Annotated in this window: 15 protein-coding genes; 5 read left to right on the plus strand and 10 right to left on the minus strand. The window is 31.4% G+C overall.

Annotation, left to right across the window (positions count from 1 at the left end; translation table 11 throughout):
- Positions 1–23: 23 nt before the first annotated feature.
- The 6 genes from ETU08_RS06665 to ETU08_RS06690 form a co-directional block, all read right to left on the minus strand.
- The gene (locus tag ETU08_RS06665) at positions 24–737 is read right to left on the minus strand and encodes a hypothetical protein (RefSeq protein ID WP_146262251.1); all 714 of its coding nucleotides are present in this window, start codon (positions 735–737) and stop codon (positions 24–26) included.
- A 151-nt stretch (positions 738–888) separates the two neighbouring features.
- Positions 889–1,329: a hypothetical protein gene (locus tag ETU08_RS06670; protein WP_146262252.1), complete on the minus strand. Its 441-nt coding sequence runs from the start codon at positions 1,327–1,329 to the stop codon at positions 889–891.
- Positions 1,330–1,429: 100 nt separating this feature from the next.
- Positions 1,430–3,496 (minus strand): flotillin family protein, encoded by a 2,067-nt coding sequence (locus ETU08_RS06675; RefSeq protein ID WP_146262253.1) that lies wholly within the window; start codon positions 3,494–3,496, stop codon positions 1,430–1,432.
- A gap of 23 nt (positions 3,497–3,519) precedes the next feature.
- Positions 3,520–4,284: an OB-fold-containig protein gene (locus ETU08_RS06680; protein WP_146262254.1), complete on the minus strand. Its 765-nt coding sequence runs from the start codon at positions 4,282–4,284 to the stop codon at positions 3,520–3,522.
- Between the two features lie 48 nt (positions 4,285–4,332).
- On the minus strand, positions 4,333–5,034 hold the full coding sequence (locus ETU08_RS06685; RefSeq protein WP_146262255.1) for a PspA/IM30 family protein: 702 nt from the start codon (positions 5,032–5,034) through the stop codon (positions 4,333–4,335).
- Positions 5,035–5,142: 108 nt separating this feature from the next.
- Positions 5,143–6,438: an amidohydrolase gene (locus ETU08_RS06690; RefSeq protein WP_146262256.1), complete on the minus strand. Its 1,296-nt coding sequence runs from the start codon at positions 6,436–6,438 to the stop codon at positions 5,143–5,145.
- A 352-nt stretch (positions 6,439–6,790) separates the two neighbouring features.
- Between ETU08_RS06690 and ETU08_RS06695 the strand changes: the two genes are divergently transcribed.
- Together ETU08_RS06695 and ETU08_RS06700 are read left to right on the plus strand one after the other, a co-directional pair.
- The gene (locus ETU08_RS06695) at positions 6,791–7,714 is read left to right on the plus strand and encodes a DUF4822 domain-containing protein (RefSeq protein ID WP_146262257.1); all 924 of its coding nucleotides are present in this window, start codon (positions 6,791–6,793) and stop codon (positions 7,712–7,714) included.
- Positions 7,715–8,112: 398 nt separating this feature from the next.
- On the plus strand, positions 8,113–9,195 hold the full coding sequence (locus ETU08_RS06700) for a retron St85 family RNA-directed DNA polymerase (RefSeq protein WP_146262258.1): 1,083 nt from the start codon (positions 8,113–8,115) through the stop codon (positions 9,193–9,195).
- Here ETU08_RS06700 and ETU08_RS06705 read toward each other — a convergent pair.
- The 3 genes from ETU08_RS06705 to ETU08_RS06715 form a co-directional block, all read right to left on the minus strand.
- Complete coding sequence (locus ETU08_RS06705; RefSeq protein ID WP_146262259.1) at positions 9,188–14,992, minus strand: anti-phage protein ProA; 5,805 nt, start codon at positions 14,990–14,992, stop codon at positions 9,188–9,190. The two genes, ETU08_RS06700 and ETU08_RS06705, sit on opposite strands and share 8 nt — an antisense overlap.
- A gap of 359 nt (positions 14,993–15,351) precedes the next feature.
- Positions 15,352–15,678 carry a zinc-ribbon domain-containing protein gene (locus ETU08_RS06710; protein ID WP_146262260.1) on the minus strand — a complete coding sequence of 109 codons (327 nt, stop codon included), beginning with the start codon at positions 15,676–15,678 and terminating at the stop codon, positions 15,352–15,354.
- 38 nt (positions 15,679–15,716) lie between these two features.
- Positions 15,717–17,627: an ABC-F family ATP-binding cassette domain-containing protein gene (locus ETU08_RS06715; RefSeq protein WP_146262261.1), complete on the minus strand. Its 1,911-nt coding sequence runs from the start codon at positions 17,625–17,627 to the stop codon at positions 15,717–15,719.
- Positions 17,628–17,724: 97 nt separating this feature from the next.
- Between ETU08_RS06715 and ETU08_RS06720 the strand changes: the two genes are divergently transcribed.
- Complete coding sequence (locus tag ETU08_RS06720) at positions 17,725–18,261, plus strand: hypothetical protein (protein WP_146262262.1); 537 nt, start codon at positions 17,725–17,727, stop codon at positions 18,259–18,261.
- Between the two features lie 177 nt (positions 18,262–18,438).
- Here the strand turns inward: ETU08_RS06720 and ETU08_RS06725 are convergent, their stop codons facing one another.
- On the minus strand, positions 18,439–19,248 hold the full coding sequence (locus ETU08_RS06725; RefSeq protein ID WP_146262263.1) for an enoyl-ACP reductase FabI: 810 nt from the start codon (positions 19,246–19,248) through the stop codon (positions 18,439–18,441).
- A gap of 111 nt (positions 19,249–19,359) precedes the next feature.
- Here ETU08_RS06725 and ETU08_RS06730 point away from each other — a divergent pair, with 111 nt between their 5' ends.
- Both ETU08_RS06730 and ligA read left to right on the plus strand, forming a co-directional pair.
- Positions 19,360–20,163, plus strand: a complete 804-nt coding sequence (locus ETU08_RS06730) for a glycosyltransferase family 25 protein (RefSeq protein WP_146262264.1) — start codon at positions 19,360–19,362, stop codon at positions 20,161–20,163.
- 63 nt (positions 20,164–20,226) lie between these two features.
- On the plus strand, positions 20,227–22,227 hold the full coding sequence (ligA, locus tag ETU08_RS06735; RefSeq protein WP_146262265.1) for an NAD-dependent DNA ligase LigA: 2,001 nt from the start codon (positions 20,227–20,229) through the stop codon (positions 22,225–22,227).
- Positions 22,228–22,238: the final 11 nt, after the last annotated feature.

Raw genomic sequence — 22,238 nt, forward strand, 5'->3', positions numbered from 1 at the left:
GTTATTTATTCCTTTGTTTAAAATTAATACCATTCTATGGTAGATAATAAGAATTTCTTTATATTCTTATCAAATAAATAGGTAACTGTATTTCCCTTAAAACATTTTTTATTATCTAAATCGTAATAGAATGTTACTTCATTTTTATTGGCAAAATCATAGCTCATATAAGGGATTATATGTTCTATTTGTTCTTTACAATCCGTGGAATTAGTTTTTAATATTTCTTCTGGATATTGATCAAAAATATTTTCATTGGCTATAGATTTTAAATTGCCTTTACTATATTCAAATGTCATTACGTTTTTCCCATCTCCTGTTATATCGTTAGTAATGACTATATAATGTTCTTTTTTAATTTTATATAGTGCTAATTCCCAGCTTCCGTCTACCACCTGTGTAGATAAATAATTGGGTTTTATTTCTTGTATATTATTGTAAAAAAAATCTGTATCGCTAAAAAAATTATTCTTTTTTACGGAATTAGTTATCTCTTGCCTTTCTTTCTTAGTCCATATCCAACTAGCTATGGCACTATCTGGGATTTGGGGTAAAATATCAAATAAATCTTTATTATAGTTGTAATTTATTCTTATGGTGTCTGTATACCTCATGGTTGAGGAATTATGTTCTTCATCAAAAAGAAAAATACTATCCTTAACCGGAATATTTTTTTGTGCATTTCCATAATTAAATAAAAAAAGTAAAAGTATCCATACAAAAAATCTTTTTCTCATAGTTTTTATATTTTTAATTCTTTTTTACTTTGTATTTTCTAAGATTGGTCATAAAGTTATTTTTACCTTTACAATCACTATCTATATTTAGCTTATTGAATATAATATTTGACAAAGAATCTAAATTTTGTAGATTCCCTTTTCCATCTGCTTATTCAAAATATGAGGATATAATCCGAAATTTTGTATTATTATGGATATCTACCAATTTTATTTTTAGACTTAATATTTTGGAATTCCTTACATGTTTATTATAATAAATTGTATAAATATCTCGTACATCTACGGTGTAATTTTTTAATATTCCATTGGATTTTTTCTCTTCAACACTTACAATTTGATCTTTTATTGTTATTTTAAAAATAACTGTCGAAATAAACTTGGATATATATGCAGTTAGTTTTTTTGTTACTATAAGATAGATTAAAACTACACTTACTGATACAACTATTGAATACCCAGAAATAGCAAGGAACTCTAATGCCTTAACAAACTTTAGAGATATTAAAACACTTATAATAATACCCAAGACTATGAACCATATAAGATATGAAATTTTTTTATTCTGAATTGAAAATGTTAGTCTATCCATATATTTTAATCATATCTTATTGATAATTTTAAAATTATCCCTATATTTTTCAAAATACACTTACTATTTTTTTAGGAAGTGTATTTTGAAAAGATTGTACTTATCCTAACTTTTTATTTGATAATCCTAAGTTTTTAACCAAATTAGATAAGTTTCCTAGTGTACTTTGATCTTCTGTTCCTGCATTTTGTTGCATTTTAAAGATCAAGGAAGCTATACTCAAGTTTTTAATATCTTCGGAGGATATATTAAATTTTTCAGCAAAATGTCGAATCCTCTCATGTAAATCTCCTTCTCCATTCCCATCTCCTAACAAAGATTCTTTTATTTCAGTAATCGTTTTACTTTCTTCTACTAATTTGTCAAATCCTTTGGCTCTGGATATTTGGTTTACTATATTTTCAAAGAAGGTAGATTCTCCTCCCACAATATCAATTTTGGCTGTTTTCATGGCTTCTCCTAGTACTTGGGCTTGTGCATCTGCTATGTCTTTTTGTACGTGGATATGCGCTAACTCTACTTCTTTTTCTTTTTGTAATTTCAGCTTAAACTCTTCGTGATCTTTTCCTACCCCGTCTAGCTTTTTCATTGCTTCGGCTTTCTCTGTAATTCCTTCCGCTTCTGATAATGCTTTTTGTTTAATCACTTCGGCTTCGGCTAAACCTTCTTTACGTTTAGCTTCGGCTTTAGCTTCAATACCTTGGGCTTCAGCCTTGGCTGTTCTTTCTATAATTCCTGCATCTACGATTCCTTTTTGCTCATCAGCTTCTGCTTTGGCTTTTATTACTTCCGCTTCTGCTAATCCATAGGTAGCATCTTCTTTGGCTTGGGCTTCTGCCAATATTTTTCTTGCTTCTGCTTGTTTTAAAGAGGCTTCTTTTTGGGCTTCTGCTTCTATTAGTAATCGTTGTGCTTTTTCTTCTTCTGCTTTTTTCTGAGCTTCTGCTTCTTTAACCGTTTTTATTAAATTTTGTTCTGCCTCTTGACTTGCTGCTATTATTCCTGCTTTTTTCTTACGTTCTACTTCTCGAAGTGCTTCTATGTCTTTAACGTTTTGTTGTTCTTCTACTACCCCCTTCTCTAGTTGTACTCTTTCTCTAATTACATCTTGGATATTCTTTTTCTCTTCTTCTACCACTTTTTCTTTATTGATTTGTGCAAGGGTAACAATTCTTTCTCTTTCGGTTTGTTCTAAAGAGCGGTCTTTCTCTACTCTTTCTGTTTCTACAGCATCCGTTCTTTCTTTATTTTTAGCGGCAATAATAATCTGACGAAGTTTATTTTCTTCTTGTATAGCTAAACTTTCCTCTGTGGAGATGCGTACAGTCTCAGATTTTAATCTTTCCTCTTCTCTTACTTTCTGTATTTCTGCTTCTTCTCTTGATTTTATGTTATCTATCTCTCTTTTCTGTTTTTCTTCTTTTTCTGCTAACTGTCTTTCAAGTTCTAGAATTGCTTCTCGGGCTTCTACGTCTTGTTTTTTAATGACCTTCTGTTCGTCTCTTCTAATTAAATTGGCATTAATATTTTGGGCAGCAGTTAATTCTGTTATTTTTTTAATCCCTTCGGAATCTAATATGTTTTGAGGATCTAAATAACTTAAATTGGTTTGCTCTAAATAATCAATAGCACAATCATCTAAGTTATATCCATTTAAGTCTTTTCCTATTATGTTTAAAATTTCATCTCTAAATTCTCTTCGGGCTTCATAAAGTTCAATAAACTCAAACTTTTTACCTACTGTTTTTAAGGCTTCAGAAAATTTAGCTTCAAAAATATTTTTTAATGTTTCTACTTCACTTGCTCTTTCACAACCTAGAGTTTGGGCAACATTAATTACATCATCCACAGATTTATTTACACGAATAAAGAATGCTACTTTTATATCGGCTCTAATATTATCTTTACATATTAATCCATCTTTTTCCAAGCGCTCAATTTGTAATTTTTTGACTGAAATATCCATAATTTCCATTTTATGGAATACAGGAATAACATATATTCCTTTATTGAAGGCTACTTTAGTTCCTCCTACTCCTGTCCTAACAATTGCTTTTCCCTGAGGGATTTTTTTGTAAAATGAGGCTAATATTGCTAAAAATAAGAGAGCTATAAACAAAAATGCTCCTACGATTATGGCTACAATACCACCGATTCCAATACTCATACTATTTAGTTTTTATTTAAATTTTAATTTTGTTCTAGAGAAATTTCTCGTGTTACGAAATATACTTTTTTGTCTTTGGATTCATCTGTTATTATTACTGAATCTCCGTAATTTATTTTTTCGCCTGAATGACTGATAACGTTTAATTTTATGGGATTTTTTTCTATAATAAATTCTGCACTTCCTAGTTTTTCATGTTCAATGGTTGAAAACATTCTTCCTCTTCTTCCCAAAAATTCTATTTTATCCTCGCCCTGATAACCTGTCTTTTTTAAGAATTTAGCTAATGGATTTGTCACTATTTTTGTTAGGAAAATTCCGATTAGAAAACATGGAATTAATATAATTATTGATTTCCAGCCCCAATTGCCTACCATAGTTATTTGCGTTGTTATTAAACTTCCTGCCCATGTAAAAAACTTTAAAGTAGATAACACTAGCATAAATGGTACTTTTCCAACATTCATAAATTTAAGAAAACGTACAAACCAATGATCTCCAGTTTCGTGTGAGGTATCGGTCTCAGATTTTTCATGATACGTATGCGGTTCTGCTACATCTTTGCCTGTGGAAGCATGCGTATTCGCGTCTACATCAGAATCAGGCTCAACGGCTGTATTTACATCTAGATCGGTTTCAACAGGTCCATCAAAATCCAATCCGAAATCAAAGCTATCCAGCCCTACCCCCAAGAATGCGAATATCCAATAGATGAATATAACAACCATAAAGCCGGACATAATTGCATTAGACAAAGGATAAAAAAGACTATGAATAATTTCTGGCATTTAAATATTTTGAGTTAGTTTTAATATTATTAAATTAGAAAATATATTTTATAATTCTAATTTTCTTTTTATCTCTTCTAAATCTTGATTTACTTTTAAAGAGTCCCCTCCAATAGCGCGATCTATGGCTTCATCTACTGAGATATTCTTATTGGCAAGTGTTCCATATGCTTCTGCTAGTGCCTCGTCATCGGCTACTTTATTTCTCATTCGTTCCAGCATATTCATAGTGCCGTCATTATCTACTTGCGCCATTTGCTTATTCACCTCTTGGGTTGCTTTACTTACTTTAACTCTGGCTTTAAGTATTCTAAGTTCATTTTCCCATTTATTTATATTAAATTTTAATATATCTATATTGTTGCTCATGTTTTCCACCACTCGATCGTGTTGGGTCTTTTCGGCTGTTAGAATCTCGGCCTCGCTAAGCAAACGAGCTTTTAAGGTGAGCGCTTCTTTTGCTAATTTTTCAGCCTGTTGAGGATCTAAATCTCCGTTTTTTGCCTTGGTCATTAATAATATGGCTTTAGCTTCGTATTCTTCTGCATCCTTGTTCTTTTTAGATATATCATTGTTTGTACGAATGGCTAAGGCTTTAATTTTGGCTAAGGCTTCTAAACTATTTTCTAAATCTGCTTTCATTTCTCGAATCCCTTGTTCTGTCATTCGAACTGGTTCTTCCATCTTATCAATTACTGAATGAATTTCCGCTGATCCTATGCGTAAAAGTCTTTTAAAAATATTGCTCATTTAATTATTTTTTATATTATGAATTTAATAAAATTTTAGTTACTAAATTTTATAACGTATAGAAATAATAAAAATTTTACAATGAAATTTAAATTTTAGTAAGATTTTCTAAAATAACATTTTCCCTTTTGATACTAAAGATTTTACAGCAGATAGTCTTGATACCGCCTCAGCAGAACAAGAAGCATCTACAACCACCCAATCTGCGGGATCTCCAATCTTAGGCCATGCTCTCTGTCCTTTATTGTTTAACGGTAAAACATCCGTGGTAGCAATTCTTAGACATCTTGATAATTCAAACTCAGTTCTATACCCGTACATTTGTGCTAATAAATTGGCTTTTTGTAATATACTTCCGGTTCCGAAGGTATCCCAATGATCTATGATACTATCGTTACCTGTTCTAACTTTTACCTTGTGTTCATACAAGGCAGGTATAGGCATTCGAATGGATCCTATAGGTAAGGTGGAAACAATACCCACTTGAGCTTCTGCTAATTTATCAGATAAATCTCTTAATTGTGTATTATTTAAATTCGCTAAAACATAAGCGTGACTGATATATGTTTTCCCTTTTAATTGAGGGTTCTCATTTACTTTTTGAGTGATATATTCTACGGTTTTTATACCAAATTCATCCATATCGTGCAAGTGAATATCTACTCCTTTATTATAATCTAAGGCTAATTGAAATATAAAATCCATGGTTTTTTCAATACTACCATCCAAAGAATGTGGATCTAAACCTCCAATGAAATCTATATCCATTTGAGCGACTTCTTTCATTAATGGTGCTGTTGGAGTATAGAATATCCCATGTTGTGGAAAAGCTACCGTTTCCGTAAAGAACATTCCTTTTTTATTCTCTAGGGCTTTGTTTAAATTTTCTAAAGATTTAAATCCGGATGTGGGTTCAATGTTAAAATGATTTCTAGCGAATGCAACTCCATGGGATTGCAAAAGTTCAATAATTTTTTCTGCTTTGTAAGTAGAATTTTCCAATATAGCAGGCATATTTTTTTGCTCTAACTTTATCATTTCTCTTACTCCTCCATTTCGTTTTTTAGCTGCTTTCCATGGCTCAGTGTAATTGGTTTTATCTAGATGGATATGCATATCCTTAAAAGGCGGTAAAATCAGCTTTCCCATAACATCTACAGCTGATACCTCGGGTTTATTTTCTTCAATTTTAGTTATTATACCATTTTCTGATTCTATATAAAACAATTGAGTTTTAGTATTACAAACTTCTCCGTCCTCATCGTACTCAAACCCTACTTCCAAACGCACATTTTTCCAAGACTGTTTATTCAATTTAATATCTTTCTCTTTTCTTTCATTTTTATTAAATTCAGGCCTAGAACTCTTTTGAGCAATTGTATTTTCATCAGTAAATGAATTCATAATTATTCGTTTTATTTCTATTAAATATAAAATTAATTTAAACAAATAACTAAAATTTTTATCATTTTCCTTTCAATATTTCTATAAAATATTTTTATCCGTATATCAATTGATATATACCCCAAGGGCTTATAACATAGAATTTCTACGAATAGTTCAGGTTCGTACTAAAAATATCTAATCTTCATAGTTATATTTTATAATAGCATAAAATATAATTATATACCTATATCATAGGAATACATATAACATTTATTATTTTGAATAAAGATTTTTTATACCATTTTGAAGTAATATTGCAAATCTTTTATATTAATTTTATTAGATTTGTCGTATTAAAAAAATATAAATTATGTTTAACAAAAAAAATTCCTTGATTTTACTAGCGTCAATTGGATTATTATCATTTACAATTTCCTGCTCAAATGACGATAATGCTCATGCTTCAACAACTACTCCAGAAATAGTTCCCCCTGGTGTTCCTGTTCTTTCTGAACATATTTGGTTATCTACGGAAGCGTTTGACAACAATAAAAATTTATTCGACTTGAATAATTCACCCGTATCTACTTATTCTGGATATACTTATTATAAACCCGATGGAACATTTAGAGTTGTTGATGCAAACAACCAAACTAAACTATTTGGTACTTGGTCTTTAATTGAAAACAATACAAAAAAACAGTTAGCTATTTATAAATCAAATAATACTATTAATCCAGATGAAAATATATATAACATTGAAGCCGATAAAATTTTTGATATAGTTGCTCTAAATAATTCATTATTTACCTACAGAATTAATGACGATACAAACCCTGGTAAATATTATGATTTAGTTAATAGAGTAGATAATCATGCTGAACCTAAAACCCCAGCGGAGGTTTTAGCTACTGTAAATTGGAAAACAGATAAAGCTATTAATCTAAACACCGGAGTTGAATTAAAATTAAATGATTACCCAGCAACCGTAAATTCAGGCAATAGTTATTTTATAAATTTAAATTCTAATGCTTATTTCCCTAAAAATAAAGACGGAAATTATGTCAATGGTAATTTTACTATATCTAGTTTTACTGATAAAAATGAAATCGTTAAATATGGCGATTGGTATGTATCTTTAGATGGTAAACTTTTAACCACTTACCTTAAAAATCCACAAGGTGAATTTGAAGGTATAAGAAAAGCTGTTATTGTTGAGTTAAATGAAAATAAATTTATATTTGAAGAGAATATAAATGGCGAAATTATAAGATTTGAGCAAGTTCCTTTATAATTAAATCTAGTGATTCTCAAAAAAAGACCTTAAGTAATTACTTAAGGTCTTTTTTAATTCCCACTTTTCAAATATTAATATTTACAAATAGTACTTTCTAGAAGGTATCAATCCAAATATCACGTATCATTGAAAATCAATTCTGCTTAATTTTTTCTAATAAATCTTAGAATTACATTCTCAAGTTTATTTTATAACTAAAATAAAAAACCTACTTTAGCATTTCAGAGGATGAGTTAAAATTTAGCAAGAAAGAGGTGTAGTCGCCTCGTTGGTTCATGCCTTTTTCTGAGATTCAGTAATAACTTCGATTTATTACCTGAACCTTTCAGATTCTTAGGTATAAATCCAAGTATTACTGAAAGTAAACGCTCATCCTCTCTTTATTTATTTAAAGAATGAATACAATCTTAGTCGTATTCTTTATAGTTTTAGTAATATGGTTATTGTTTCGTCTTCTGAACTTTGACGGAAATAATGTTGATGTTGAAAAAAAAGAGAATGGCTCTGTCTTAAAAGCTAAAAAACAAAGTTTCTTAGCCCGTATATTTTCTAAACCTTTACCTTACGACGATGAAGCTATAACTTGGTGTGCCAATTTCTTAATTATTGATAAAAACACATTGATCAGCATATTAAGAAACACTTCTGCCTATTATAGCCATTTTAAACTAGCTAAAAGAAGTGGTGGCTATCGAACCATATCTGCTCCTAATGAAGCATTGTTAAATATTCAGAGAATTATCTATAAACGAACTTTATTAACTGTGAATATACACCCTGCAAGTATGGGATTTCGTAAAAATTTTTCGGTTACACATAACGCTAAAGCCCATTTAGGAAATAATCATATTTTAAAAGTTGATCTTTTTGATTTTTTTGGTTCAATAAAAAAAGATAGAGTAATAAAAACTTTTGAGAAAATTGGATACCCTGTAAATATATCCCAAGTTTTAGCTGAATTGTGTACTTTAGGTGGAAAACTTCCTCAGGGTGCGCCAACAAGCCCTACTCTTAGCAATATAATTGCCTTTAATATGGACATAGAATTAGCTTCCATTGCTCAGAAAAATAGTTTGAGATATACTCGTTATGCTGATGATCTGACTTTCTCAGGGACTGATATTGCTTTTGAACCTCTACTTACTGATATTGATGTAATAATAAGAAAAGAAAATTTTATAATACAAAGGAAAAAAACTCGCTTCTTGACAGAAAAGAAACGAAAGATTGTTACCGGTATCTCTATAAGTTCCGGTGAAAAGATGACCATACCCAGAGCTAAAAGAAGAGAAATCCGAAAGAATATGCATTACATATTAACCAAAGGTTTAGTCGAACATCAAAGATTTAGGGGTTCAACAGATCCTGTTTACCTTCAACGATTAATGGGGTACCTCAATTTCTGGCTCATGGTAGAACCTGAGAATGAATATGTAAAAAGGTCGATTGCAGCATTAAAAAAACTGAAGATTACATGATTACTGCGCGTCCATTCTCTACTTTCAAATAATTCTTTTTAATTGCTTTGACCATCCCTCTATGCATAGCCGCATCAACGTTAGATCCATTTCGAGCAAAACCTAAAAGCTGAGCAGTCAGTCTGGATAAATCTGTGGTGGGTATGCTTATCTCATTAGTCAAAATATACTTCATTGCATTAGCCACCTCTTCCGGTGGAAGATTAACCGCATCACGCAATCCGGTTCTAAAATAATCATATCGCTGATATTGTTCTTCGTTCAACCAATAAAAAGATAAATCTTCATTTTGTGATATAAAAAAGGAAGTAGACATCAACAACTCTTGCAGATAACTGTCTAAACGTTGCCCTAATCTTGATATACCCCAAGCAGCAAGTACTCTTTTAGATAGTAAGGTTTTGCTTATGGGGGCTTCTGTTTCCATCACTTCTTTAATCTGATTTAGAATTATAGATTTGTGTCCAGAATAAAAGAATTCTTCGCTCCCATAGGGTGAAGGCATTAAAGTTGCCGTTTGATAAGAATATATCTTATTTTCAACAAGTTCTGTGGGAGATGATGTATCTTCTATGATTTCATTTTTAACCTCCATTTTTTTTTGTGAAGCTTTAATGCCTATATCCACAGTATTCTTTTCTTTTTCAATTAAAGCTTTCTCTATATTTGCTAAAACTGCATTGGGATTCTCCCTCCAGTCTAAAGTCCATATTTTAAGTATTCTCCAACCTAGCATTTTTAATACGCTATTTTGCACAATTTCTCGATCTCGAAGCATCTTCGCTCTTTTGTAATTTTCTCCATCACATATAATCCCCAATATATAACTGGATGGATTCTCTTTATCTACAATTCCAATATCTATTTTATAACCCGAGCAACCAATATTTGTATCAACTTTGTAGCCTAACTTTTCGAGTTGACCGGCTATTATATCGTTTATTGAATATTCAGAAATTATATTTTGCGTACTAGTAGCTATTCTCCCTCCTTTTTCGGCATATTCTAAAAAGCGCTTAAGCCCTGCAACCCCCACAGCACTGGTTCTATTGAGGTCTATTTGATCAGAGCGTAAAGTTGAATAGATAATCATTTCGTATCTAGCTCTTGAGACCGCTACATTCAGTCTACGTTCTCCCCCTTCTCTATTAAGGGGACCAAAATTCATACTCACTCTCCCCTCTATATCCGGACCATAACCTACTGAAAAAAGAATAATATCCCTCTCATCTCCTTGTACATTTTCCAAATTCTTTATAAATATAGGTTCTTCACATTCCAGCGCTAAACTTTCTAATTGAGAGTCGTGCATAAATACCTCAGAAAGTAAATCTTCAATAAGAGATTGTTGAACGGAACTAAATGTTACAACCCCAATACTTTTGGTTCTAAGCTTATCATCTTTTAATCTCCTAACAATCTCATCTACTATGGCTTGTGCCTCCGCTTTGTTTTGTCTGGTTTTACCCTTGTCATAATAGCCCTGAACTGGGACTAATTTAACTTTAGATTCAATATTATCCGGAGATGGAAAGGTCAACAGTTTATTATCATAATATTCCGAGTTACTAAAGGCGATCAAACTTTCATGTTTGCTGCGGTAATGCCAAAGCAAATATTTAGATGGCATAGAAAGAGCTAAACAATCATCCAGTATACTTTCTAAATCTTCCATTTCTATATTCTCTTCATCGGTAGAGTTTACTGAGAAAAAATTGGTCGGAGGCATTTGTTTAGGATCACCTACGATCACCACATTTTTACCTCGTGCTATAGCTCCGACTGCCTCATAAGTTGGCATTTGTGAGGCTTCATCAAAAACTATCAAGTCAAATTTATCTGCATCTACATCAATATATTGAGCTACAGATATAGGGCTCATTAACATACATGGGCACATTCTTGGCAGTAAAGTCGGAATTAAATCGAATAATCTTCGAATAGAAATCCCACGGACATTATTTCGAATGTTCCGTTGCAAAATACCTACTTCCGAGTTTTGTGAAGCCTCCCGAGTAAAAGAGGGAAGATTGGCGGATAGTTTAGCTACTAATTCTTTTCGGGTTAAATCCTCGAAATCTGAAACCAGCTTTATGTATTTTTCTATTTTATCATTAAATATTTCTCCTTTAAATAATTGTAAATTAGGCTCTTTGGATATAATATAATCAATAGATGATTTATAAAAGCTTTTGTTGAATATGTTTAAAAGATTAACTGTTTCAATGTTCTGCTCTTTATATTGATCTGCCACAAACCCTAATTGTATAGCTTTCATCTTTTTATAAACAACCAACCATTGAAACCAATCTTTAAGTTTATCTAAATTTTTTTTCCAAATATTCAGCTGCCCTAAAGCGGAATCCATCCAATTCATAGATGGTTGGTATAATATATCTTTACTTACACCTAATTTATCATATAGTAATCTTTCCTTCTGGTCTAAATTCTGTTTTAAATGGGTTATACTTATAAGTGCACTGCCATACATTATTTTGAAGGAATTTATTCCATCTGGAAGTTGATGGGATAATACACGCTTTAAATTTGTAGCTTTGGATAGATCTTTGGTATGTTCCAATAGTAATGAATGGATAGCATAAGTATCTGCAATTATCTGCTCTATTGTTTCCCAATTTTCGTTTCCCTGACGCCCATACTTTTTAAAGTACAAAGGCAAATCATTTTCATATTTTTTCAAATAGTCTTGTTCTGATTGAAATGCAATTATTTCCTCTAAAGTGGATGCTATTTGATTCTTGTTCAATTGGCAGGTTGCATATACTTTCAATTTTTTCTTAATCGTTCGTTGACCGAAAAAACGAGGTATAAACCATTGATTAGATGCTCTATTCCAGTCAAATAAAATTTTATTTGCGTCTAATAACAATACTCCTTCTGAAAATTTGCAAAGTAAACTTTGCTTTAAAATATCTCTGTTTTTTCCGTGGATGCATACATCTTTGTATTCATCTAAAGTCTCATTTAATTGAGGAGATACTAGTAATTCAGTGGTAAGTTCAGGAATACTTAATAACTTATCAATGAGGCTAGTTACAATATTTAAATTTGTTTTGTCCTTGTTAACTTCAAATTCATTAAAAAGATCTGGTAGTTGCTCCAAGTTTTTTTGAATATCAGTGATCAATCTGATTAGATCCTGTAAAATTTTTGTAGCCTCCTCTCTAATTGTTGGCGAATACTCATCGATATTAATTCCTGTAAGAGGATGCTGGTATGGATGCCCACAAGCACCCGCTACAGAGATAAGTTGTTCTAGTGTTTCTCTCCATTGTTGTTCTCTGTTTAGGTCTAATTCTGAGAAAAGTGTTTCCGGTATTTTAAATTGAGGTTCAGCATCTATTTGTTGATATTTAACAATGGCTTCGTAAAGAGAGTGTCCAAACGGATACACCTTATGCAAGGCCTCCATATACTCATTTATCTCCGTACGTAGGGTAAAAATACGTTCTGCTTCCTGTTTAAAATTTTCTGGAGGTATGTTTTTTACTATCTCAGTGGTTTCTTTCAATTGAGAAAGAATCATTCCTTTCTTAGCTTTATTGGAATGTAATTCTAAACAAAAAGGGGCTAAACCAATCGCTTCTAATCGTCGTTGAACTACGGATAATGCCGCCCTCTTTTCAGCAACGAATAAAACCCGCTTGCCCTTGTACAAGGCATTGGCGATAAGGTTTGTAATGGTTTGTGATTTTCCTGTACCCGGCGGACCATGCAATATAAAATTTCTATCTTCTGAGGCTTCCCAAATGGCTTCCAATTGAGAAGAATCTGCGCTAATTGGTAAAATAATTTCGTTAGGAAGAAGTTTATGGTCAAATGTGTTTGCATCAACAACACTTTCTTCCATGTTCCATTCTATTTTACCATTCAAAAGACTGGAAACTACTTGATTCTCAATAAGCTTATGAGCGTTATTGTGAATATCGTTCCACATAATAAATTTATTAAATGAAAACAAACCTAATATGGCTTGTTCTTCTACATCCCATTTGGGCTGATTCTTTATACGATTTCTAAAAATGGTGTAAATAAGTTTTACATCTACCCCACTTCCATCTGTAGGAAGCGGATCTAACCCAGAAATATTAATGTTGAAATTCTGACGAAGCATTTCCAAGAGTGTAATATTTACCATTATTTCTTCTTCTCTTGAACGAATTACGTACCCATGGGCTACTGATTTACGTATAATTTCAACAGGAATCAACAATATGGGAGCATATCGTGGTCGCTCACTTGATGGGGTTTCGTACCATTTTAATAAACCTAAGGCAACGTACAGAGTATTAGCCCCATTTTCTTCCATGGCTGTACGAGATGAACGGTACAAGTGGGTCAAGGCTTTGCTAAGTTCGTTTTCAGTGAGGTAAGATCGAATCCTTTTTTGAGTTAATTCCGATTTAACGAGATCCATTATAGGATCTGATTCTGTGACTGATTTATAAAGGCCAAAATCGAATAATGGATGTTCCCAATCCGTAGGTTTTTGCAATATTCTAAATTCCTCTCCCTCTGACAAAGCATCTTCAAAAATATCTAAATCGGTAGAAATTAGCTGCAATGTGTTTTTGGTAAGCCTTATATTCAAAAGATTATTACGCAAACTTAAATCGAGTAATTTTCGTTCCCATAATAATTGCTTGGTAACAACAACTTCTGAACTTATTCCAGACAAATCGTAAGGATTAATATTTTGTGGGGTTATTTCTGATCTATCTGAAATAGGACTAAGTTCTTCTTCTTTTATTTCCCAATGTTGTCCATTTAAAACTCGCTGAGGTATGGGTTTTATCCCTGAAAAACGAGCTCTTTTGATGTCTACTGCTAGTATGAAACCATTCTGTGAAATACGATGGTTTGCATTTTTAACTGCCTGATCAAATTCTACATTCTGCCCCATATTCATACCAGTGGTTTCTACTAGTGTGATCTCGTTGATGCCTTCGGCAATTCTATTTTTAATAAGAGATACATCCTCAACTATGCTATCAGGAAAAGTTTCAGGAACCAGCCAAGCTCCGGCAAAAGCATGTCCATTTACAACAATAATCAGTGAATTTATCCCGATCGCTTCTAAGCATGAAGCATATAACAAAGCCATATCTAGGCAGGTTCCAAGTTTTTGATTTAATACCGAATCTACTAACCGGATTCGTTGTCCATAGTCTTCAAAACTGGCAGGTATAGTACTGTATATAATTTCCTGTTCAGCTATGGCTGTGTATATTGCAGCCATTTGTTTTTGTACTCTGTCTGGATTACGACTTTGATACTCGTCTAAGGATGGGTTGCCTGTCCATTTTTCTAAAATCATTGCTGCTCGCCTAATTATGGGTAATGTTGCAGGATGATTCGGTGTAACGAATGCAGCAAGCATTTCGGGCAATACCCCAATACCTCCCCATTGATCGTAAGCTAAAATGTTGATTGAATATTTTTCTTCGAATAGAAGTTTCTCCTTTGAATATACTTTAAGCGCTATGTATCCGGATATTTGTTCTGTAAGTGGTGCAAAATAATTGGCTGATAGGTTTATTTTCGGTATTTCTAGTCTAACTTTTTCTTTTGGTTGGATTCCTTCTATGGATATAGGAGTAATTGTTGTAAATTCAGGATCTGCCACTAACTTAACTTTAATATCCTTTAGTATTTCTTCTGTAAGATTTTCAATTGAAAGATCTCGTATGAGAGAGACTCTATTTTGCTGCATAGCAAAGTTTACAACGGGTAGATATAAAAAGTCAACGTTAAGTTTATTCCCATCATTCTCCATGGCAAGTGAATTTTTTTATTTGTTTAGAAATACTTGGTGTCTTTTATATGATGCTTAAAGATAACAATTCTATCCTATAATCATTAAGAATTTTTCATGATTTAGTTCTTTAAAAATACATTGTTATCTATTAGTGTTGATATAAATATACTTATTAACAAATTGTACAAATTTCATTCTAGATATGCAATTAGATGTCGTGATAAAAAAATTAATTTTTAAAACTTTTTTTCTAATCTTGGAAAACTTGCTACGAATTCAGCTATAAATGAAAATACTAAATCTTATTCCACTTTATGGTAATAAGATTTAGTATAAAAAATAAATATTAGATTTCTAATTAAAAATCTTAATAGTTATTATATTTTAGATATAAGCATCATTGAAAATATATAAAGTAAGAATATGCCTATAATTATGAGTCCTGAAAAAGTCCATACTGGGGTTTTGTATTGGGACTTAAGCTCTCTATCTATAGGAGGTCTTTTGTGTATAAATGTAGATCCACAAGAGTTACATACAGGAATATAATCCCTTGAAATTGGAAATACAGGTATCCAAAAAATGTGGAAATAACCTTGTTGTGGAATTACAGCTAAAGAGTGATTCTCTTTACATGCTGGACATTCTTGACCAGTAAGTATAAGCCTGCCTGTGGTATATCTAATACCAAAAAATATAATCATAGTAGTAATAATTTAGTTTTTATTTATAATTTTTTCAATTAACTTAATTGGTTAAAAGTCTGTTCCCATTCTTTATTTAAATTAAGCAATGTTTGTTTTAATTCTTCATATTTTTTTAAAAGTTCTTCTGTTGGGTTTTCATTAGCAAAGTTTTCTTCATATCTTTTTATTTTAGTTTCTACCTCCCCCATATCTTTTTCTAGCTTAGCTAATTTATTTTCCAATGCTTTTTCTTCTTTTGTTTTAAGTGAATCTTCTTTTTTTGGAGCCGAAGGATTATTCTCTTGGGTAAATGCTTTTTTGGCAAGTGTAGATTTTTCCATATCTACCTCCCTCATATTTTCTTTCTTCCTATATTCTAAATATTCTGTGATGCCTCCTAAAAATTCTTTTACTTCACCGTTTCTAAATTCAAAAATCTTATTTACCAATCCATCTAAAAATTCACGATCGTGAGAAACTAATAATAAAGTTCCCTGAAAATTTATTAAAGCCTGTTTTAATATAGCTTTGGATTGCAAATCTAAGTGATTGGTGGGTTCGTCCATTATCAATGTATTAAACGGACGTAGTAATAATTTACATAAAGCCAATCGATTTCTTTCTCCTCCGGAAAGAACAGATACTTTTTTCTGAACCTCATCTCCTTGAAATAAGAAAGATCCTAATAAATCCCTAACTCTAGGGCGGGATTCTTCTGTTGCTGAATCTTCTGCTTCTTCTAAAATGGTTTTATTTGGATTAAGAACTTCTGCTTGATTTTGTGCAAAATAACCGATTTGTACATTATGACCGATCTCCAACGAACCCTCATGAGGAATTACTCCTTCCATAATTTTCGCCATAGTGGTTTTTCCTTGCCCATTTTGACCTACAAAGGCAATTTTTTCTCCCCTTTCAATAAAAAAATCAGCATTTTGAAAAACCACATGATCCCCAAATGATTTTCCCAGTTTTTCTGCTTTAAAAATGATTTTCCCAGGTGTTACACTTGGCTCAAATTTGATATTAAAACGGGTTACATCTTCATCTTCCACTTCTATTCTTTCTACTTTATCTAACTTTTTTATTAGGGATTGTGCGAAAGAAGCTTTACTAGCTTTTGCCCTGAATTTTTGTATAAGTTGCTCAGTTCTTTTAATTTCCTGCTCCTGATTCTTTTGAGATTGTATAAGCTTCTCTTTTCTTTCTTGTCTTAGAATTAAATACTTAGTATAATTTGCCTTATAATCTTGAATGGTTTGGTTTGAAATTTCAATGGTTCTATTGGTTACATTGGTTAGAAATTGTTTATCGTGAGATACCAAAACAACAGCACCTTTATAGTTTATTAAAAATCCTTCTAACCAAATTATGGATTCTATGTCCAAGTGGTTGGTAGGTTCATCCAATAAAAGTACATCGTTTTCTTCTAAGAGCAACTTTGCTAATTCTATTCGCATTCTCCATCCACCTGAAAAGTCGTCGGTTAGTTTATTAAAATCTGATTCTTTAAACCCTAATCCTTTTAGTATTTTTTCTATTTCACCGTCTATATTGTAGCCTCCTAAATGTGAAAATCTGTCGGTTAAATCTGTTAGATCATGAATTAATTTAGCATAAGAATCAGATTCATAATCTGTACGAGTTGCTAGCTCATGATTTATTTTATCAATTTTATCGTTAATTTGATTTAGTTCCTTAAAAGCTTGTTTTGCTTCATCCCAAACCGTTCTACCTTTTTCAAAATCTAGATCTTGCTTTAAAAAACCAATCCTTACTTCTCCTTCCTTTTCAACATTACCTTCTGTAGAGGGTTGTTCTTTTGCTAAAATTTTTAATAAAGTTGATTTTCCTGCACCATTTTTTCCTGCAAGCCCTATTCTATCATTTTTATTAATTCTAAAATTAACCTCTTCAAATAAATATCTTCCGGCAAAATGAAGTCCTAAATTCTGTACTAAAATCATTTTTCTTAAAAATTTTTAACATGCAAAGGTAGTACTTTAAACTTAATTCGTTTATATTTGTCAAAATGCTTAATTAATTTTGATAAAGTTAAATTTTATGAAAAAAATTCTTGGTTTTACTTTGCTTATTGCAATCCTTAATCTTTTCATTATCTCATGTAGCAATGATGATAACAATAGTAATAACAATTTATACACTGATACAGACACAATACCAGAAGTTTATGAAATTAATGTAACCTCTTTTACAGAGGTAAATCCTTCTTCTTATATCTTTAGAGCTCCTTTTACCTTAAGTAATTCTGAACATCTATTGATTTACAGACAAACCAATGTTACCACATCAGGAAACCCAGTATGGGAATTACTGCCAAGTACGTATGCAGATAATTACGGAACAGTAAGTTATAATTACGATTTTAGTATGGAAGACTTCACCATTTATGTAGATGGATATAAAAATATTGCTAATTTAAATCCTGAATACATAACCAATCAATGGTTTAGGATTGTAGTACTTCCAGGTTTCTTTCCATCAACACAAAGTACTACACCACCGGTTGATTATAATGATTATAATGCGGTTATAAATTACTTTCATATTGATGAAGCTAAAACTAAATTATTAAAATAGTCTTTTAAATCTTATAAAGATAAAAAGCCTTACGGAATCGTAAGGCTTTATTTTTTTATCAATACATTTAATCCTTTAAAAAATTTCAATTAGGAGAATTATTGTATTAAAAAGTGAATCTACAAAATATAGATCCACTTAGTTATTTTCTAAATATTTACTTTTATGTGAAGAAAATTATTTTTCAAATCTATTCATAACCATTTCGCTTACTCCAACATTTGAGAAACCACCGTCGTGAAATAAATTTTGCATGGTAACCATCTTAGTTAAATCTGAAAATAAAGTTATACAGTAATTCGCACAATCGTCTGCTGTAGCATTCCCTAGGGGTGACATTTCTTTTGCAAAATCTACAAATCCATTAAACCCTTTTATCCCCTGTCCTGCTGTTGTAAGTGTTGGAGATTGTGAAATTGTATTTACTCTAACTTTATTTTTATTCCCCCATTCATAACCAAAGCTTCTAGCTATACTTTCTAAGTAGGCTTTATTGTCTGCCATATCATTATATCCAGGAAAAGTTCTTTGTGCTGCTATATATGTCAAGGCTAATATACTTCCCCACTCATTCATCGCATCTTTATCCCAAGCAGTCTTCATAACCTTATGAAATGAAACTGCGGATATATCCCAACCTTTCATTAACCAATCGTAATTAATATCTGTATATTCTTTTCCTTTTCTTACATTTACAGACATACCGATGGAATGCAAAATAAAATCAATTTTCTCAAACTTTTCAAGTGTATGATCAAACAACTTACCCAAATCTTCCATTGATGTAGCATCTGCTGGTACAATGTCTGAACCCGTTTTTTCAGCCAATCCATTCAATTCTCCCATTCTTAAGGCTACTGGTGCGTTTGTTAATACAAATTCTGCTCCTTCTTGATGAGCAAGCTCTGCCACTTTCCAAGCAATAGAATTAGAATCTAAAGCTCCAAAAATAATTCCTTTTTTCCCTTTCAGCAATCCGTAAGACATATTATTCCATTAAAAATTAATAAAACAAATTTAGAAATTATTTTTAACATGAAGTGAGTGTATTTTTCTTATTGATTTTTATTAATATTTTTACATACCAAAACTAAGTTTATGAATTCACCATTTAACCTCTATGAAACCTATTTAATTAATTTAAACCGTTCCAAAGATCGACTAAATTTTATGGAAAGTGAGTTTAAAAAACAAAAAATGAACTTTTTAAGGATTCCTGCGGTAGATGGTAGTTTATTAAAAGGAGATGAGTATATAATTAAAAACAAATACGACAGAGATTTGGTTCCGGGAGAAATAGGCTGTTATCTAAGTCATGTGAAAGCATTAAAAACATTTCTAGTTTCTAAATATGAATATGCGCTTATAATTGAAGATGATGCTATTTTATGTACCGATTTTAAAAATATTATAGAAAATAGCATATTAAATCATAAAAACAATCTTTCAAAAAAACATCAATGGGAAATTCTTAAATTAATCAATGGAAAAAGACATCACATAAAAATTACAGATATATACAAAGGTTATTTTTTAGCGGCCTGTGGAACAAGCATTCCAATAACTACACTGGCTGCTATATGGACTCGTAACGGAGCCAGAAAATTTTTAAAAAAAATCATGAATCCTATTCCTGTTATACGAAGACCTATAGACTGCGACCTTCAACATCCATGGGAATTTAATTTATTAATATACAATTTACTCCCCTCTCCAGTAAAAGGAGCTGAATTAGGCACTCAAATTCAATTAAATAAAAAATTGCGGAAATCTAATGTTCCAAAAGAAATTTTATACGAGATTAACCGTTTTTTTCCAAAATACCATTACTTAATCTCTCAACATGGATGGAAATCTGTTTATAATAGCTTTATAGCAAAAAAAAATGAAAGGATAAGATGATAAAATTCTCTAATAAAATTATATTTTTATTGCATCTTTTCAATCTTCAATTATTTATTAATAATGGACAACATATTTATAAAAATTCAAGAGCTACGCAAACAGATTAATCACCTGAATTATCAATATTACGTATTGGATAAGTCTGAGGTATCCGATTATGAATTTGATCAATTATTAAATGAACTTAGACAATTAGAACAAGCCTATCCTGAATTGGATGATCCTAATTCTCCTACTCACCGTGTAGGTGGAGAAATCACTAAAAATTTCTCTACAATTACACATGAAAAGCGAATGTATTCTTTGGATAATAGTTACTCTTTTGATGATATTCATGATTGGGCTGAACGTATTAAAAAATCTATTTCCGATGAAGTGGAATTTGTTTGTGAATTAAAATACGACGGTTTATCTATAAGTATCTTATATGAACAAGGAAAATTTAAACAGGCGATAACAAGGGGTGATGGATTTCAAGGAGACGATGTAAGTACTAATGTGAAAACGATACGTTCAGTTCCTTTGGAACTTTCTGGAGATTATCCTGAAAGATTTTTTATAAGGGGTGAAATAATAATGCCTAAAAAATCTTTAGAAAAATTAAATCAATTACGCATTAGCGAAGGATTGGAACCTTATGCAAACCCAAGAAATACCGCTAGTGGTAGCTTAAAACTTCAAGATAGTACTGAAACTGCCAAAAGAGGGTTAGATTGTTATCTTTATAACATAATTTCGGTTGATGATGTTTATGCAACTCAATGGGAATCCTTGCAATATGCTAAAAACTTAGGTTTTAAAATTGGAAATTTTGCTAAACTATGTAAAAATTTAGATGAGGTTTTTCAATTTATTGATTATTGGAACACCGAAAGGTTTAACCTCCCTTTTGAAATTGATGGAATTGTCATTAAAGTGAACTCATTAAGTGAACAAGAAGAACTTGGATACACTTCTAAATCTCCGCGGTGGGCTATTGCTTACAAATTTAAAGCTGAAAAAGTTGAAACTAAATTATTAAGTATCGATTACCAAGTAGGTAGAACTGGTGCAATTACTCCTGTGGCTAATTTGATGCCTGTATTATTAGCAGGGACTGTAGTAAAGAGAGCTTCTTTGCACAACGAAGATTTTATTTCTAAATTGGATCTTAGGATTAATGATTATGTTTTTGTTGAGAAAGGGGGGGAAATTATACCAAAGATTGTGGATATAAATTATGATAAGAGAGAAAAAAACACTACCAAAATTGAATTTATTAAAAATTGCCCGGTTTGTGAAACTCCTCTTGTTAGAAAAGAGGGTGAAGCCGCCCATTTTTGTCCCAATGAGGATCTATGTCCCCCTCAGGTTATAGGAAGACTAGAGCATTTTGTATCACGAAAAGCCATGAACATTGATAGTGTTGGAGCTGAAACAGTAACCTTGCTTTATAAGAATGGATTAATTGAAAATATTTCTGATTTCTACGAGCTTAAAAAGGAACAGCTGATCCATTTAGACCGTATGGCTGATAAATCTGCAGAAAATATAATCAATGGAATTGAAAATTCTAAAAACACTCCTTTTGAAAAAGTTTTGTATGCCTTAGGCATCAAGCATATTGGAGAAACAATAGCTAAAAAATTAGTAAAAAAATTTAAAACTATTGAAAATATTAAAAATGCTTCTGTTGAGGAGCTGATCAATACCGATGATATTGGCGAAAAAATAGCTTTAAGTCTGGTTGAATATTTTAGTAATGATGTTCATTGGAGAATTATTGAAAAGCTAAAAATGGCTGGTTTGCATTTTGAAATTGAAGATAATAATAGTTTAATATCCAATAAACTTGAGGGAAAAACCTTTTTGTTTACCGGAAAGTTAACTGTTTTTACTAGAGAAAATGCGGAACAGATGGTGGAGCTAAATGGTGGTAAGAATGTTTCATCAGTAAGTAAAAATTTAAATTATTTAATAGTGGGTGAGAAAGCGGGTTCTAAGTTGAAAAAAGCAAAGGAACTAGGCAGTGTAATCATACTAGATGAGCAAGAGTTCTTAAATTTAATAAACAAACCATAGAGTTATAAATG

It is taken from the genome of Apibacter muscae (genome assembly GCF_007845635.1).
Classification (GTDB): Bacteria; Bacteroidota; Bacteroidia; order Flavobacteriales; family Weeksellaceae; genus Apibacter; species Apibacter muscae.